The organism is Novosphingobium sp. PC22D (genome assembly GCF_002556635.1).
Classification (GTDB): domain Bacteria; phylum Pseudomonadota; class Alphaproteobacteria; order Sphingomonadales; family Sphingomonadaceae; genus Novosphingobium.
Genome location: NZ_MWMO01000016.1, coordinates 39,485 through 54,184, shown reverse-complemented (window position 1 = coordinate 54,184; position 14,700 = coordinate 39,485). Strand labels below are relative to the sequence as shown.

General features: G+C 58.9%; 18 protein-coding genes. 2 read left to right on the top strand and 16 right to left on the bottom strand.

The window, feature by feature from the left end; genetic code table 11:
• Nucleotides 1-18 precede the first annotated feature (18 nt).
• A complete protein-coding gene (locus B2G71_RS19275) occupies nt 19-651 on the bottom strand; it encodes a hypothetical protein (protein WP_141521624.1) in 633 nt (210 codons plus the stop codon).
• Between the two features lie 42 nt (nt 652-693).
• Nucleotides 694-1,260: a UPF0149 family protein gene (locus tag B2G71_RS19270; protein ID WP_098108343.1), complete on the bottom strand. Its 567-nt coding sequence runs from the start codon at nt 1,258-1,260 to the stop codon at nt 694-696.
• Between the two features lie 85 nt (nt 1,261-1,345).
• Here B2G71_RS19270 and B2G71_RS19265 point away from each other — a divergent pair, with 85 nt between their 5' ends.
• Entirely contained in the window at nt 1,346-1,693 is a 348-nt protein-coding gene (locus B2G71_RS19265; RefSeq protein ID WP_098108342.1) for a hypothetical protein, read from the top strand.
• A 3-nt stretch (nt 1,694-1,696) separates the two neighbouring features.
• Here the strand turns inward: B2G71_RS19265 and B2G71_RS24570 are convergent, their stop codons facing one another.
• From B2G71_RS24570 to B2G71_RS19195, 14 genes are all read right to left on the bottom strand, one after another.
• Nucleotides 1,697-2,044 (bottom strand): hypothetical protein, encoded by a 348-nt coding sequence (locus B2G71_RS24570; protein WP_229710496.1) that lies wholly within the window; start codon nt 2,042-2,044, stop codon nt 1,697-1,699.
• Between the two features lie 120 nt (nt 2,045-2,164).
• Nucleotides 2,165-3,001, bottom strand: coding sequence for a GIY-YIG nuclease family protein (locus B2G71_RS19255; protein ID WP_098108340.1), 837 nt, complete (start codon nt 2,999-3,001; stop codon nt 2,165-2,167).
• Nucleotides 3,001-3,948, bottom strand: a complete 948-nt coding sequence (locus B2G71_RS19250; RefSeq protein ID WP_098108394.1) for a site-specific integrase — start codon at nt 3,946-3,948, stop codon at nt 3,001-3,003. The genes B2G71_RS19255 and B2G71_RS19250 overlap by 1 nt, the downstream gene beginning before the upstream one ends.
• A 26-nt stretch (nt 3,949-3,974) precedes the next feature.
• On the bottom strand, nt 3,975-4,553 hold the full coding sequence (locus B2G71_RS19245; RefSeq protein ID WP_141521623.1) for a hypothetical protein: 579 nt from the start codon (nt 4,551-4,553) through the stop codon (nt 3,975-3,977).
• A complete protein-coding gene (locus B2G71_RS19240; protein ID WP_098108338.1) occupies nt 4,513-5,775 on the bottom strand; it encodes a hypothetical protein in 1,263 nt (420 codons plus the stop codon). The genes B2G71_RS19245 and B2G71_RS19240 overlap by 41 nt, the downstream gene beginning before the upstream one ends.
• Before the next feature lie 27 nt (nt 5,776-5,802).
• Entirely contained in the window at nt 5,803-6,045 is a 243-nt protein-coding gene (locus B2G71_RS19235; protein WP_098108337.1) for a hypothetical protein, read from the bottom strand.
• A complete protein-coding gene (locus B2G71_RS19230; RefSeq protein WP_168176419.1) occupies nt 6,042-6,446 on the bottom strand; it encodes a type II toxin-antitoxin system VapC family toxin in 405 nt (134 codons plus the stop codon). Before B2G71_RS19230 ends, B2G71_RS19235 begins: the two co-directional genes overlap by 4 nt.
• Nucleotides 6,430-6,690: an AbrB/MazE/SpoVT family DNA-binding domain-containing protein gene (locus B2G71_RS19225; protein WP_098108336.1), complete on the bottom strand. Its 261-nt coding sequence runs from the start codon at nt 6,688-6,690 to the stop codon at nt 6,430-6,432. Before B2G71_RS19225 ends, B2G71_RS19230 begins: the two co-directional genes overlap by 17 nt.
• A 286-nt stretch (nt 6,691-6,976) precedes the next feature.
• Nucleotides 6,977-7,822, bottom strand: coding sequence for a hypothetical protein (locus B2G71_RS23825; RefSeq protein ID WP_141521622.1), 846 nt, complete (start codon nt 7,820-7,822; stop codon nt 6,977-6,979).
• A gap of 86 nt (nt 7,823-7,908) precedes the next feature.
• Nucleotides 7,909-8,730 carry an IS5 family transposase gene (locus B2G71_RS19215; protein ID WP_053556532.1) on the bottom strand — a complete coding sequence of 274 codons (822 nt, stop codon included), beginning with the start codon at nt 8,728-8,730 and terminating at the stop codon, nt 7,909-7,911.
• A gap of 122 nt (nt 8,731-8,852) precedes the next feature.
• Nucleotides 8,853-9,422: a recombinase family protein gene (locus B2G71_RS19210; protein ID WP_098108334.1), complete on the bottom strand. Its 570-nt coding sequence runs from the start codon at nt 9,420-9,422 to the stop codon at nt 8,853-8,855.
• 271 nt (nt 9,423-9,693) lie between these two features.
• A complete protein-coding gene (locus B2G71_RS19205) occupies nt 9,694-10,884 on the bottom strand; it encodes a glycosyltransferase (protein ID WP_098108333.1) in 1,191 nt (396 codons plus the stop codon).
• An 80-nt stretch (nt 10,885-10,964) separates the two neighbouring features.
• On the bottom strand, nt 10,965-13,190 hold the full coding sequence (locus B2G71_RS19200; protein ID WP_168176416.1) for a polysaccharide biosynthesis tyrosine autokinase: 2,226 nt from the start codon (nt 13,188-13,190) through the stop codon (nt 10,965-10,967).
• An 11-nt stretch (nt 13,191-13,201) separates the two neighbouring features.
• Nucleotides 13,202-13,777, bottom strand: coding sequence for a polysaccharide biosynthesis/export family protein (locus B2G71_RS19195; protein WP_168176415.1), 576 nt, complete (start codon nt 13,775-13,777; stop codon nt 13,202-13,204).
• Nucleotides 13,778-14,157: 380 nt separating this feature from the next.
• Between B2G71_RS19195 and B2G71_RS19190 the strand changes: the two genes are divergently transcribed.
• The gene (locus tag B2G71_RS19190; protein ID WP_098108330.1) at nt 14,158-14,697 is read left to right on the top strand and encodes a hypothetical protein; all 540 of its coding nucleotides are present in this window, start codon (nt 14,158-14,160) and stop codon (nt 14,695-14,697) included.
• The last annotated feature ends 3 nt before the right edge of the window (nt 14,698-14,700 follow it).

Genomic DNA, 14,700 nt, shown 5'->3' with positions numbered 1-14,700 from the left:
TGGGAGGCCGCCGCAGGGTTATACAAAGCCGCGGTGGGATAGTGCTCCCTGGATCGCTTTTGCAGCTTCAACCGGCACCGTTATCGAGAATGCGTTAACGAACAATGTGGCCGTCCTCATGTCGCGCTCGCTCAGATCACACTTGCCGTAGTCAGCGATCGGTTCTGAAGCCCCTTTGACGGCGGCGTAGAGCTGTGAAAACAACTTGTCCGCTTGGGCCCGTGCTGGGTGATCGATTTGGGCATATTGCAAAAGGCGTTGTTGAAACAGCGCGCGAATTGGCCGGTTCAATTTCTCTTCGACGGCGTCGACACATAGGTTGAAGCCGTCTTGGAAGATTGATGTGATCTGCTGTGGATCGATTGCCGTGGGGATGGAACTGAACTCGATGCGGGTCCGGTAAGCGCAGAATACGAGCGATTCAAAGGCGGCTACTTCGCTATCTATGTCGCCCGCCAGTATGCTGAGCTGGTGGGCTGTATTGTGCATGAAATCTGCACCGCATGCCGTTATCTGCGTTGCTACCACAAGCGGTGGGAGATCGTCTCGCATATCGTTCGCCGCGATGACGTGCTCGATCCGGGCTGCATCAAACGAAACGACGAAATCTGTGAGGGGTTTTGGCCGGTGGCGTCGGAAGCGGGGCGGCAAGGTGTGTCTCCGCATACGTGAGCGATGTAGAGGTTTGCAGCGTCATCTGGAGTTGGCCGCATTTGCAAGTCTCGTGCGATAGAGCGTTCGCAGAAGACTGGGAATGAATTCCCATTGCCTCAAGACGATATCGTTGAGCCGGTCGTGATCTTCGTGTTTGGCAATCCATTCTCGGGCGGCTTGTCCCATCGGACCTGCAGCATGCGCGCCAATGAGGCCAAACTGGCCTGCTTCGCGTTTTCCCTGCAACAGATATAGCCATAGGTCGAGATCCGGGCCCACGGCTTCCAGGAAACCGGTAGCCCATTCTGTCAGGTCGAAGTCACCGTTATCGAGCAGCGTTAGCATTGGTGCATAGCTGTTACGTTCGTCAGAAAGCGCGCGCCTGATTTCATCGAGGCGATGGGCAAGATGTTCGGCGGCCAGCTTTTGTTTTTTGTTCGCAGGCGCACTTGCTTCCGCGGCCCCGATGATCGCATTGATGGTGGCGTCGTCGTCACTTTCATCGAATGAAAGTATTGAACCTGTGAGAAATCCGTCGACCGCAGAGGAACTGGGGCGGGTCAAAGGGGCGTCCGCGCGCCAAATTTCGATATCGTCCCATGACATATGCAAAACGTTCCATAGCAGAGGCCCTTGTGCGCCTGCCTCAATTATAGCCTTCTAGAATCGGATTGTCAGGAGTCGGAGAATCATGACGGAATCGACGGCCACATCATCGCTCCCTGTCGTGCGGATCATCAATGTCGACACCGACGGCGTGTTCTTACACGACGGTGAACGCACGTGGGTCGAACCTTGGGACGCGGTCAGCGACATCCAAGCAGCGAGGATACCTGTCGAGCAATCAACGATGCTTGTTCTTGCCCTTGGTTTCAGGGACGAGCGCATGGTGCTGGTTGCGGAAGAGGAACAGGTTTGGGGGAAGCTCGCGGAGGCAATCCAGTTTGAGCTGCCAGACGCAATTCCGATCGACATATGGCAATCCGCCCTATCCAACCTCGGGCAGTTTCCGGTCTATGAACGACCAACGCTTTCGTGACCGTCAAACGTTGTCGATCAGTTTCTGGATTGTGCTGATCGGAGTATCGTCGATCAGCGAAATTGTCTCGCCGCATCCGTGACATTCCACCGTTCGTGCAAGCCGAAGGGTCTTGTAGCTCACCGAAATGACGATGCCGCAATTGGGGCATTCGGTTTGGGCTCGAATGTCATCGAGTTCGTGTGCCATACGTCGATGTAGCATGTAGAGGCGGTGACGAGAAAGTCGGAAGTGAGCTGCGGGCCACTCGCCGCTGGTTGCACCGCGAGCGATCTTCGTCCGGATCAGATCCGGGATACGTATCGAATGACGACAATCGCGAGTCTCATTTTGAGCGACGAAATTCACCATGGAATCAGCCCACGAGTCCCAAAAAGAACGATCTGTGACGTGGGGGTGGTCCGGTGCCTATGGGTGCATTGGGAAGGGTTATTCGTTGCGAATGCCGGTGATGGTCAAGGACGGAGCAGCTCAATTGCGATTGAGCCCCATTTTCCGGCTTTGAAGCTTTCGCTTCCAGAGCTGTTCGATGGCTACTATATCGTCTTGAGTAGCGGCGGATCCGCTGACCTCGAGGATACTGACCTGATAATCGCTTGGTTCGCTGCTCCTCAAGCCGAGATTCCCACCATGACCGTCCTGCGCGTAGTTGAGCCAGCGTCCAAAAAACCCATTGGCTCCAGTCGCCGAGCCGACGTATTGCTCCTTCGTTCTTGATGACGTGAGCAAGTAGACGCCTCGAGCGGCACTGAGAGCGGTCACCCAGGTCGCCGGCAAGCCCTGAAGCTCAGAAATCCGCGCGAGAAAATGCGTGTAACCCGGGAAGGCGTCTTCGCGAAACGCGCGCGTCAACTCGCAAATGGTCTTGTTTTGGCGGTCCGCGCGCTGGACCCACGAACGGGTTCCGGATCCCCAATCGATCCAGAGCCGGCCGGCGTAGTCGGCGAGGTCCGGAATTGGTTCGGTTTCGTAGCGATCGAGAGCGTGGCTCGTGAGTGTGCTGCCCGGGACGCCGTGCAAGGGATCGATCCAGTGCTCGCCAGCGTGCCCGATACGCTTTGCCGAATAGAGTCCGGCAAACAGCGTGCCGCCCGTAGGTGGAGCGACGAAGCTTGCCCAAATGGGCGCGGCGAGGCTGGTGCGATTATGCGTCGATTGTACGCATTGGTAGTCTTCGAAGGCCGGTTTCTGATCCCGCCACAAGAGATAGGGCGTGCGGCCGTTGGGGCCTTTTGTCTGGTGACGCAGGAGCCGCACGTCGGCCGGGCTAAAGCCTGCCTTGGCCAGGAGATCTGTGAAGAGCAGCATCAAAGGAATTCGTCTCCGGCATGATCGTCGAACAGGGCGGCGTCGCGCACGTAACCCGCAACGGTATCGAGCGATTTGTGCCGCGCGTGGTCCTTCATCTTGAAAAGGCTCGCGCGTGATGCGGCGGCTGACGTCAGGAAGCCGGCACGGAGCGAATGTGCCGAATAGAGCGCGGGATCGAGGCCGGCGGCCGCCGCAGCCGCTTTGACCAGGCGCGCGACGCTCTTGTCGGTCATGGGCGCATCGGTGAGGGTGTCGGACCGGGTGAGGCGGCGGAACACAGGGCCCTCGGTATGGCCGGCTTGGTGCAACCAATGCCGCAGCAGGGTTACGGGTCGAATCGACCGGCCGTTGGGCACCGCGATCGTCGTGCCTTGCGCACCCTGGTCGCCTTTCGAGCGGGGAATGAAGATCCGGAGGCCGGAGTTCACGAAGGACATCTCCTCGTATTGCACGGCGACGAGTTCGGAGCGGCGCAGCGCGCTGGCGAAGCCGATCGCCAGGATGGCGCGGTCACGCACCGCGCGCAGGCCCATGCCCTCGATGGTAGCCAGCATGCCCGTGAGGATGTCGACCTCGGCCGGGGCCTTTTGCTGGACTTTGCTCCCGTAAGTGTTCCGGATGCCTTTCAGCATCGTCGTGATCGTGCCTGCGGCGTCGCGCGCGGAGGGCGGTGCGAGCGCGGCATCGCGGTGGTAGCGATTGATGGCGGCGAGGCGGCGGCCGACGGTGGACGTCTTCATTCCCTCGCGGGCTTGCCGCTCGAGGTAGAGCGCGACGACATCGGGGTGTGCGGGGAGCGCCTCGAAATTTCGTTCCTCGCAATATTCGCAGAAGCTGACCCAGTCGGACGCATAGGCGCGGAGCGTGGCGCCGGCGTGCGCGGCTTTCATCGTCTCCTGCGCGGTCTTGATTTCCGCGTGGAGGCGCTCTGACAACGTCGCCATCGGGGGCAGGGGCGTCAGCTCGTCGCTCACGGAAGGCTCGCGCCCCACAGGCCGTAGAGGCGATGGATGGTGCGCTCGCGCAGCGACAGATCCCAGGACGTCGGGCGGCGCGGTTTGATCCACGCCAGACGCCCAAGCCGTGGTATCTCGACACCGACGCGCAGATGCGCACGGTCGCGCAGACGCGCGGGAGAAGCCAATTGCCAGTCGTCATCGCTCATGTGCCACTCGATCGAAGTGTGGGCGCCCAGGATAGTCAAGGGCGGATCATTGTCTTCGGCATCGAACGTGAAACCGAGGAACTGGCGGCCGAGCGGCGTGCTCAGGAACCAGGCTGGACCGATGGTGCGAAAGGTCAGGGTGAGATCGGAGCGGTTGGTCACCGTGAAGCGATGCCAGGAGCCGCTGAGATCGGTTCCGCTGACATAATCGACCGCGACCCGCAGGCGCCGGCGGTGGAGCGAAGCGAGAAACGTGTAGAGGCCGGCCAGACCGCCGATCGGGCCAATCCAGGCGCCTGCTTGCCGCGCGATCTCTGAAAAATCCCCCGTCACGATCGTTGCCTCAGGTCCGGCCGAGCAGATAGTCGCGATAGGCTTCGGCATCGGCCGGGAGCGGTCCGAACCAGTGGCGGCGCAGGGCGCGGGGAAGCCAACGCAGCCGTGGCAAACCGCCATGCGCGAGCGCAAACGTCAGAAGCATTGCGACCAGCACAACCCCGACTTTCAACGATGGATTGGCGAACAGGCCGATATGATCGCGGGAGAGGATGCTCCAGACAGTGTCCGCGAGCGCGGCGCCGATTACGAGAACCAGGCAGCCCAGAAGCACACGCGACGCGTGATGATCCCAGCGCTCGATGCGGGCCATGAAGGGCCGGTAGTAGCGCGCGCTCACCGGCTTGCCGGGGCCATGCTCCCAATAATCCCATTCGGGGTCGGCACAGCGGATCTCGGGCCACTCGCTTTCCGGCGGCGGGACCTTCTTCCAGAAATCGAACCCAAGGAAGGTGCGCTCGCACGCCAGGCGCTTTGCGGTCGGCCAGTAGAGCTCATCCCAAGAGCGCAGGCCATAGTCCCGGTCATGGGCCGCCAGCCATTGCGCGGCGGCCGCCGGAAGCGGTGGATCGATCACGTCCGACCCTTGGAAGATGCGCCAAAGCAGACCGACACCGAGCGCCAAGACGACGGTCGCGGCGCCCGGCGGGGGCGTGGGAAGCGGTAAGGGCGTTGCCGGCTCGATGGCGTGAAAGAGCGCCGGCAGGCCGAGACTGGTCAGCCCGATCGCCAGGAAGAGCGGTGCGGCGAGCGTGACGATCTGCCGGCGGTTGTGTTGCGCACCGCGGAACCGCTTCACCAGGAGAATGAGTTGGTCGACCTCGCGGGCGCCGGCAGCGGGATCGTCGGGCCGCAGGTGACGGGCCAGGGCCTCGTAGGGTGTCTCCGGATCGCGTTCGCCTGCGGCTTGCGCCTCGGTCAGCGCCGCGAACAGCTCCTCGAGGCCATAGCGCGCGACAAATTCGCGATCCTCGAGCTCGACAAGATCGTCGGTGATGCGCTGCACCTGCTGGATCGAGAAGCTCTCGACCCCGATCGTGATGACGACGACCTCGATGATCTGCGGTGCGCGCTCGATGAAGCGGTCGAGACATTCGGAGAACCGCGGGCCTTCCATGGCGCGGGCATGGTGCGATCGGATTCGCTGCGTGAAGATGTCGGCGATGAAGGCGCGGACCGTGGCCTCCTCGTCTTCTTCGCTTTCGATCAGCGCCGCGACATGCGCGGACATGGCATAGCCGTGATCGTCGTCGTCTTCATCAAGGGTCATGACGCGCGCTCCTGAGGTCAGCCGGGATCAGTCGTCGAACAGCCGCTCGACCAGTTCGGTGCCGTAGGCTTCGAGCAGCACCAGGTCGGGGATGTGCTCGGGCTCCAGATTCTGCCACGCGCCGTCGCCGAAACGGAGCTCATGGCGATCGAAGGCCTTGTCGTACTGGTAGATGCCGTAGGTCGGCTTGGCGAGCTTCCAGCTCCTCGCCAGCGCCGATCCGGGCCGGATCAGCGCCACGAGTTCGATATCCTGGGCGGGACGGGTCATGTCTGGTTCCTGATGAGTTTGATCTCGGCGCCGGGCGCCTCGAGTTTCAGCCAGTCGCGATCGGCGGTCCAGATCGTCAGACCTTCGATCTGGCCCGTGGCGATGCAGGCGCAGTCCCCGAGGCCGATGTTCAATTTCCGCGCCGGCCCGATCAGCCTGCCAACGATGTCCGCTTCGGCTTCGCCAAAAGGCAGGATCTTGAAGGCGAAGTCTCGCACGGTTGCAGCGATGGTTTCGTCGGCCACGCCGTTTTTTGCCAGGACCGCGCGAAACTCGGCGAGGTTCACCGCCGACATGCAGGCGCCGGCGAGGAGCTCGTTCTCGTCCACGTCATGAGGTTCGCCAAGGACGAAGGCGGCGAGCACCGAGGTGTCGAGGATCTTGTCAGCCACGCCCGGCATTCCTTTGCGCATCTTCGATCCGCATGGCCTTGAGGTCGCCCTGCAGATCCGCGTCCGGCGCCAGGTAAGGCGCCAGCCTGGCGCGGATGCGTTCCAGGGTCTTGGAGGGGCGCCGCACCGAAAGCGTCCCATCGTGCAGTTCGAGATTAAGTGTCTCACCGGCACGCAGGTTCATTTCCCGGCGCAGTTGGGCCGGTATCTGGATGCGCCCGTCGCTGGTGATCTTGACGCTGTGCATGGTCATGGCGAATGTCCTGGCTGATTGCGGACGGACAACGTACATCACATGGCGATTATACGCCAGAACAAAACAGGATTGGTGCAAATTTAGGACGCACCATCTATGTCCGATAAGGGATGTTATCGGACATAGGTGGTGGCAAAATTTTCGTGCTTCAGATTCCCTGAAGATTGGACTGCATCGCAAATCTTTAGGAAACCCCACGCGCACACGCGCCAGCGACATCGCGGGCTTTTTCACGGACGACCATTTTGAAAGTGGCCTTCAAGGTATGACGACCCTCTTGGCACTACTCGGAAGAATTTGAGGGGGTTGCGTTTTCGGGCTGTTGAAGAGCGTCGCGCTGCTGCTGTAACTCGGCTTCCTTCGAGCAGTGATACCATTCATTGCCTGCCGTGCTGCACAAGTCTGCTTCCTTAGCTTCCTTGTTCAGCCTTCTTTCTTTCCGGCAGAAAGCGTCGCGGTTACGCGCATCCGTACTCATGCACATCATATGAGAGAGGTAGATCCGATCTATAAGGGCCAGCTCCTGCTCGCTGAATAAATTTGCGACTAGATTTTCTCTAGATCTCGCTTGCAATTTCTCGGTAGCACCTGGAGTGTCGCGGACTAAATCCTCATCCTGTTTAACTAATGCATCTTCCTGTGCGTCAAGCTTATCTTGAGCGGCGTCAAAATCCGGTTTGGCGATCGAGGTCAGGATCGAGAAAATATGTCCTTGAATCGGCCCCATGTTAACCACGATGATCGGTTTTCTTTGATCTGACTGATTGGCCTGCACCTCAAACTCAAGAGGCGCGCTAACAGTTTCACCTATATCGGCAGCTGATAAAGTAAGCGTTCCAGAGCACGAAATCTTTTGATTTCCTGTGTCGACTGATGAGCTTGTGACATTATCGGCACTGAGTTTCAGTTTGCTGATCCAACCTTGCTTGCTACTTTCGTACTCAGCGGGGGAGATATTTACATTGGTCGGATACAGTGCATTATCTTTAACAATACTATATACTTGCTCGAGAATCTCGTCCGAGGCGCAGACCTTGGGGTCACCTTTCTTGAGCATGGCGTCTGGTGAGTTAGAGCAAGCCGTTATCAAGGCAGAACAGGCCATGATTGTAAATATTCTATTATTCATTTGCACCCCATTCTCATCTAATGGTTTAAATTCACGACGTGTGAATAATCTCTACAGAGTCTGACTCGAAACTATCGGCTGTATTTTCATAGACGTACGATGCGTCGAGTGAGGAGCTGGACGGAAGCGGTGAACAGCCAGCAGCGGGCCGATGCGAGGGTCTGTTCGAAGTCCTTTGCAAGGCGACGGTTGCGGCCGAGCCAGGCGAATGTCCGCTCGACCACCCAGCGTCGCGGCAGGATTTCGAAGCCCTTTGCCCTGTCGGACCGTTTGATGATCTCGATGGTCCACTGCCCGAGCCGGGCGAGGCTACCCCTGAGCTTCTTCCCGGCATAGCCGCCATCGGCGAAGACGTGCCGCAGCCATGGGAACGAGCGGACGATCTCGGCCAGCAGCAGCGGAGCACCGTCACGGTCCTGGATATCGGCGGTGTGGACCACGGCATGAACCAGATTACCTTCGGTATCGGTCACGATATGACGCTTGCGCCCCTTGATCTTTTTACCTGCATCATAGCCCTGCGGACCTCCGCTTTCGGTCGTCTTGACGCTTTGGCTGTCGATTACACCGGCACTGGGCGAAGCCTCACGGCCCTGGGCGGTGCGTAGGTCTTGCAGCAGATAATGGTTGATCCGTTCCCACAGGCCCGCATCGCGCCATAAGTAGAACCAGCGCTGCACGGTCGAGGCCGGCGGAAAACAGGGGGGCAGCATCCGCCAGGGCAACCCGCCGCGAAGCAGGTAAAGGATCGCCTCGACAATGCGCCGGACTGGCCATTTGCGAGGCCGCCCAGTCTGCGATGGCGGCGGGAAAAAGGGCTCCAGAACGGCCCACTCACCATCGGTCAAATCGCTTGGCAGGGCGAGGCCTTTGCGCGAATGATGCGCGCGGGTGGTATCGGTCCACATCGCTGATCTCCGGAAGTTCTTCGCAAAACCTCCTGAATGAGGGCATAGCGTGGAAAGTACGCTAAACAACGCTAAGGTAGAACGAACGGCGAACGACAGGTGCGAACGAACGTGCCGCCTAATCAGGTGGGCCGTTCAATCCCCATCCTACGCATTTCGCGATAGATGGTCGATCGGCCGATGCCGAGTTGCCGAGCCGCTTCTGTCGGAGAGATGCGGGCTTCAACCAGTTTGATGGCGGCATTCACTTTGGACATGTCGAGCGGTTGACGGCCAGGCTGCTTGCCCTTGGCGCGTGCTGCCGCGATGCCGTCCCGGGTCCGCTCGGAGATCAGCCGCCGCTCAAAGTGGGCGATCGCCCCGAACACATGGAAGATGAGTTCGCCGGCCGCCGATGATGTGTCGATCTTTTCCTCAAGGCTCAGGAGCGCAATGCCCTGGCCGCGCAGCGTCTCAACCGTGGCAAGCAATTCGGCCAACGAGCGCCCGAGCCGATCGAGGCGGACCACCGCCAGGGTATCACCCTTACGGGCATAGGCGATCAGCTCGGCCAGACCGGGGCGCTCCATGCTTTTGCCCGACATGACGTCGGTGAACACCTTGATGGCGCCGGCCTTCTCGAGACGCATGGTCTGGCCCGCCACGTCCTGATCGCCGGTGCTGACGCGGGCATAGCCCAGAATATCGCCCATGCCGTACGTCTCCCAAACGGTCGTTCTGTGGACGCTTTGAAAGCGACCACTCAGTCTCATTCAAATGCGTCCACATACTGTGTCTCTTTACTCTCCGCTGTCCATAGGCGCAGATGACCTTTTGTGGACGGAAATCAGCATGGCAAAACGAACGCAAGCCGCAACTCGCCTTTCTGCGGCATCCCGGGGTCACACTCGCGATATTATAATGCCGACTTGAGATTACTCTGGCCGCAAACCTGTCCAGAAAGGTAGGGCCACCTCAACCACTTCACCTGTTTGAGGTGACAATTGAATTGAGAAGCCCTTGAGCGAAGGCATCACCTATCGAGGGTCTTTGGAAACGTCGTGCGTCACTGCTTGACTGCCAGTCCGCCAAAGCTGCCTTGAGCTCGCCTTCCTTGTGGACCAGTGTTGCCATCGCGCGGGCGATGGCCGCTGTATCACAGGAATCGACGGCGAGGGCGAAAGGGGCATCCTTGAAATATCCACTTATGGCCTGCCCTTGCGGATAGATGATGGGTAGCCCGGCGAACAATGCTTCTATGAATACCAACCCGAAGGTTTCACGCCGTGAAGGCAGCACAAAGCCGACCCCCTCGTTCATCCGCAGCGGCATTTGTGCCCGGTCTACAGCACCGCCCAGGCGCACTGAGGGAGTGACGGACGCAATGCGCATGGCGGCCTGCTCGTCTGCTGCACTGCCGCCACCGTAAACGACCAGCCCCGTCTGTTGTGCGCTCTTTGCCAGGATCTTCATTGCCCCGACCATGCCAGCTAGGTTCTTGCGGTGACAGTTCTTCAGATGGAAAACGCTGATGAGATCGCGGCCTGCGCCTTTGGGGGGCAAAGGTTTATCCAGTTCGGTCGGACAGGGCAGCACAGTGACGGGGCCGTCCCTTGTTCCCAGGCGCCGCTCCATCTCGATAAGTGCCCAGGGCGCGAAACAGAAGACATGTGCGGCACCGTGATAGATCTTCGCGAAAAGGGCCTTGAGGTCTGGCCGCGCAGCAAGGATCTTGGTGTCCGTGTCCCCCTGAATGGTGATGGCGTAAGGGCGGCCGATGCGCTGCGCAAGATTGCGTGCGACTATGCCCTCGATTGTTAGCTTGTGGCCGACGACCAGCGCAGGTGGATTAGCCTGCAGCTGGTCCGCGATCTGTACTGCTACCGTTTTGAGGTAGGTCGCATGCAGAAGGCCGCGGCCCGGCGCTCGGTAACCCAGGGCCACGCCACGTTCAAATCGTTGCCAGTCATCAATCTGGCCGCGCGGGCGGCCCAGAGTGCGGATGAAGTCCGTGATCGCCGAGACAGGACTGATCGCCACCCGGTTGATGGAATAAACGGTGTGCTCGAACCGCTGCTCGGTCAGGTCGAGAAGGGATTCGATGACCCTTGTCTTGTTGCGATCTATAGTATCCGGGAAATCGCCTGACAGATGCACGACAATCGGCAGCGTCATATCCGCTCCTTGTCTCAAGCGCCTGCAAGGGCAGGGTGCGCTACCGACTGGGGAAGCGGATGGCGCACCTCATCCACCCTTCAGGCTTTCTCATCCTCGGTGCCGTAGGAATAGTAATCGGAATAGTAGTATCCCTCGCCTGCAACCCGTGCATTGAACTTGGTGAGGACCGTACCCAGCATGTTGGCGTTCGCTTGACGAAGGCGACGGATTGCGGCTTTTGCGCTGCCCAGGTGTGCTTGCTCGGCGTCGAGGATAAAGACGACACCATCGGTGAGCCGCGCGAGCAGAACGGCATCCGCAAGGCCCATGACCGGCGCGGAGTCAATGATGACCAGGTCGTAGACATCGCGCACTTCGGCGAGAAATTCGACCATCCTTTGCGAAGAGAAAATATCTACCGGATTGTTCGGAATGGTACCGATCGGCAGAACGTCGAGATTAGCCTGTTTCTGATTGATCAGGGCCTGATTCAGGGGAAGTTGTCCAAGCAGGACATCGACGATGCCTACTTTCGAGCGAGGTGCATCGAAGTGATAGGGGATGCTTGGCCTGCGCAAGTCGCCATCGACCAGCAGTACGCGCTGGCCAAGGCCTGCATACTGCTTTGCGATTGCCACTGCGGTCGTGGTCTTGCCTTCCGCTGGCTGGCTTGAGGTAAACATGATGATGTTGTGCCTCGGCCTTGGCAGGATGAAGTCGAGCATCACCCTTACGGACGAATACGCTTCGCTCAGCGACTTGTTGTAGGTAGCCGGGCTGTAGTTGCGGATCATGGGCGTAACGCCAAGCGACTTGATAGCCAGCTTCCGCTGGATCTCGTCGACCGAATGGAGGCGATCGTCGAGGACATCGGCTGCTACGGCAAGTGCCACGGCCAGACCTACGCCCAGGACCAGCGCCAGAACGAGGTTCTTGGCCAAGTTGGGGGAAGCCGGACGGGAAGGCGTTGTCGCAGGATCGAGCAGGGAAATTGTGCCGGGTTGGATATTGGCGGCAGCTGCGATCTGGTTGTAGCGGTCAAGCAAGCTGTCGAGCTGAGTGGCGAGCGACTTTGCCTTACGATCAAGCTGATTGAACTGGACCCGGCGATCTTGCTCATCCAGCGTGGCATTACTGACATTGTTCAGCTCGTTGCCCAGGGCCTGCTCCTGGCTCTGTGCGATCTGATATTCTTGGCGGATGCCGGCTTTGATGTCGTTGCTCAGTTTGTCGATCTGGCTCGTCAGCGTTGCGATCTCGCTCGTCAGTTCGCGCACCTGAGGGTAGGATTGGCCGTAACGCGACTTTAGCTCGGCCAGATTTGCCAGTTTTCTGGAGCGATCACCAATCAGGCCCTGAATGGTGCCGTTTGCCTGGACTTCAGGAAGCATTGCAGCGGGAATGGACTTCACAGAGTTCCAGCGCTGTTCTGCTTCGATTCGCTTGGCGCGCGCATCGGTATAGGTGGAATTCACGCTGGCGAGATTGGCGGCAACGACGGTCTGCGGTGCTGCGGCAGCGCCGGAGGACTGGTCGTTTGTGCCGCCAAGCAGGGACTGCGAGACGATCTTGGCGGACCGGGCGTAGGAAATCGAATTGCGTTCGGAAGTGGACAGGTTTTGCCGAACCTCCTCAATTTTCTTGCTCAGGTAGTCGAGAGCATAAGTATTTTTTTGAAGGCTAACTTGGACATCATTTTTAAGTAACGCATCGACATAACGATTTGCGATTTTGGCTGCGATGACAGGATCGCCTGCCATGTAGCTGATTTCCATGATGTTGCCGACGCTGTTTTGTGTGTCGACGTGCGCTTGCAGGATGGCGGCAGCCCGATTTTCGCGGCTTTGAGCTGCGGTCTTGGTCTGCGCGGCAAGGTCGTCGCCGCTTTTGATATCCAGAAACGCGTAGTTGTTGGCCAGATTGAGTTGCTGGGCCACTTTCAGTGCGATCGTGCGACTTTTGACGACTGCTGCCAAGGTGCCCATATAGTCTACCGGGCGACCGACTATTTGATTGCTCAGTTCCTGGCCTTCGATGATCGACTCATGGGCGGGATCAATCCGCACCGTGGCTGTCGCCTTGTAGGAAGGGCTGATCAGCATGGTCGCAATGAAGCCGATTACCAGCACGGTTGCGAGCACACCGGACAGGATAAAACGCTGGCGCCAGAAGAAGCCGCGGATCGTGGCGATGTTGATCAGAGAATGGTCGCCACCCAGCGGGTCTGTATCGGCACCATTGGCGTTTGCCGGAAGATAGCGATCCATCCAGCTGGACTGGTTGCCGGACGGCGCGGAATTGGTATCGGACATGATCTGGTTCATCGGGGACACCATTACAAACGTGTGAAGACGCCGATCAGCGGGACTGTCCGGAGGAAGTCCTGCCAACCTTGCGACAGTGCAGAGGTGCCGAATACGATGCGATCACCTGGTTGAAGGACGGGATCGATCATAGTCCCTGCTTCCATGGCGTTATAGTCAAAGCGGGCCACATACATGGCATCGCCGGACTGCCGGAAAACGGCGATCTGGTTGAGCTTTGCCACTCGTGAAGGGCCTTTGGCCATGGCAATCGCGCCGGACAGTTTGGTGCCAGGAAGAAGGTCGTAAATGCCAGGATCGGTCACGGCGCCTTCGACAGTCACCTTATGCGACACGATCGAACTGATACTGACGCTGACATGCGGGTCACGCAGGTAGGTGTTTGCAAGCTTGTGTTCGATCAGGCTGGCCAATTCGCCAGGCGTGCTTCCGGCGGCGTGCACTGAACCGATCAGTGGCAATACAAGCATGCCATCGGCATCCACAGTGGCATTGGTGACCGAAAGATCGGGCTCACGGAACACGGTAATCGAGATAACGTCTGCCGGCCCCAGTTTTGCGGTTCCAACAGGGGCGGACTGGAACATTTCCTGTCCTAGCTCCGGCGAAATCTGAGCGACGGATTGACCAATGACGGGTTTGGGCGTTGACCCGCAACCTGTGAGAAAGACGGCCAGACCGGCTGCCAGAACTACTCCGGGCGTAACCCGGTTTATGTGTAACGCCATCTACCCCGAACCTCTAGATTATGAGACAAGCCATAGTCACATCGATAGGCGGGTGCAACCGCCCTAAGGGACCGTAATAAGGGAAAGCACGTATCCTGCTTTTGCGCGCCCGCTGCTTGGAGAATGGGGGCTGTCCTGTCTGCAGGGCGGGATATCGCATTCCATTCCCTCCATGTCGTTGCTAAGGATGGCCGGCCTGTTATCATCTTGAATGAACGGCATATCCAGGATCACCCAACATGTTGAATTTTATTGCCATTATCATGTATGCTGCGGTGATCGTAGCCTGCCTTATGGCTCGAAATGCTGCGGTGCGCCGCGGGGCAAAAGCGGACGGCCGCACATTCGCGGTTACCGCTTTTGTCTTTGCAATGCTTGTTTTATCGCGAGCTATGGGCGCCGAGGAGATGTTGCATGATATTCTCAAGGGCAGGCTCCTTCATGCTGGCGGTTATGCGGACCGTCGATCTTTCCAAGAGCCGGTTGTCATCTTCGGCTTTTTGCTGCTTTTTGCCTTTGCTTTTTACAAGGGCTACCGTTTCCTGGAGGCGCCTGCGCGATTTTCCTGCGTGTCGATCGTTTCTGCTGCCTGTTGGGCAATGGCCGCACTTGCATTCGCGCGCACGGTGTCCTGGCATACGACCGACAAAATTCTATTCGGCACTTTTCACCTAAACTGGTTTCTCGATCTTGGCTGTACGCTAGCTGCTGGCATTGGCTCGGCTTACTATGTGCATCGTACAAAGCTTCCTGCATGGGGACATCGCACGCATCACTGACCC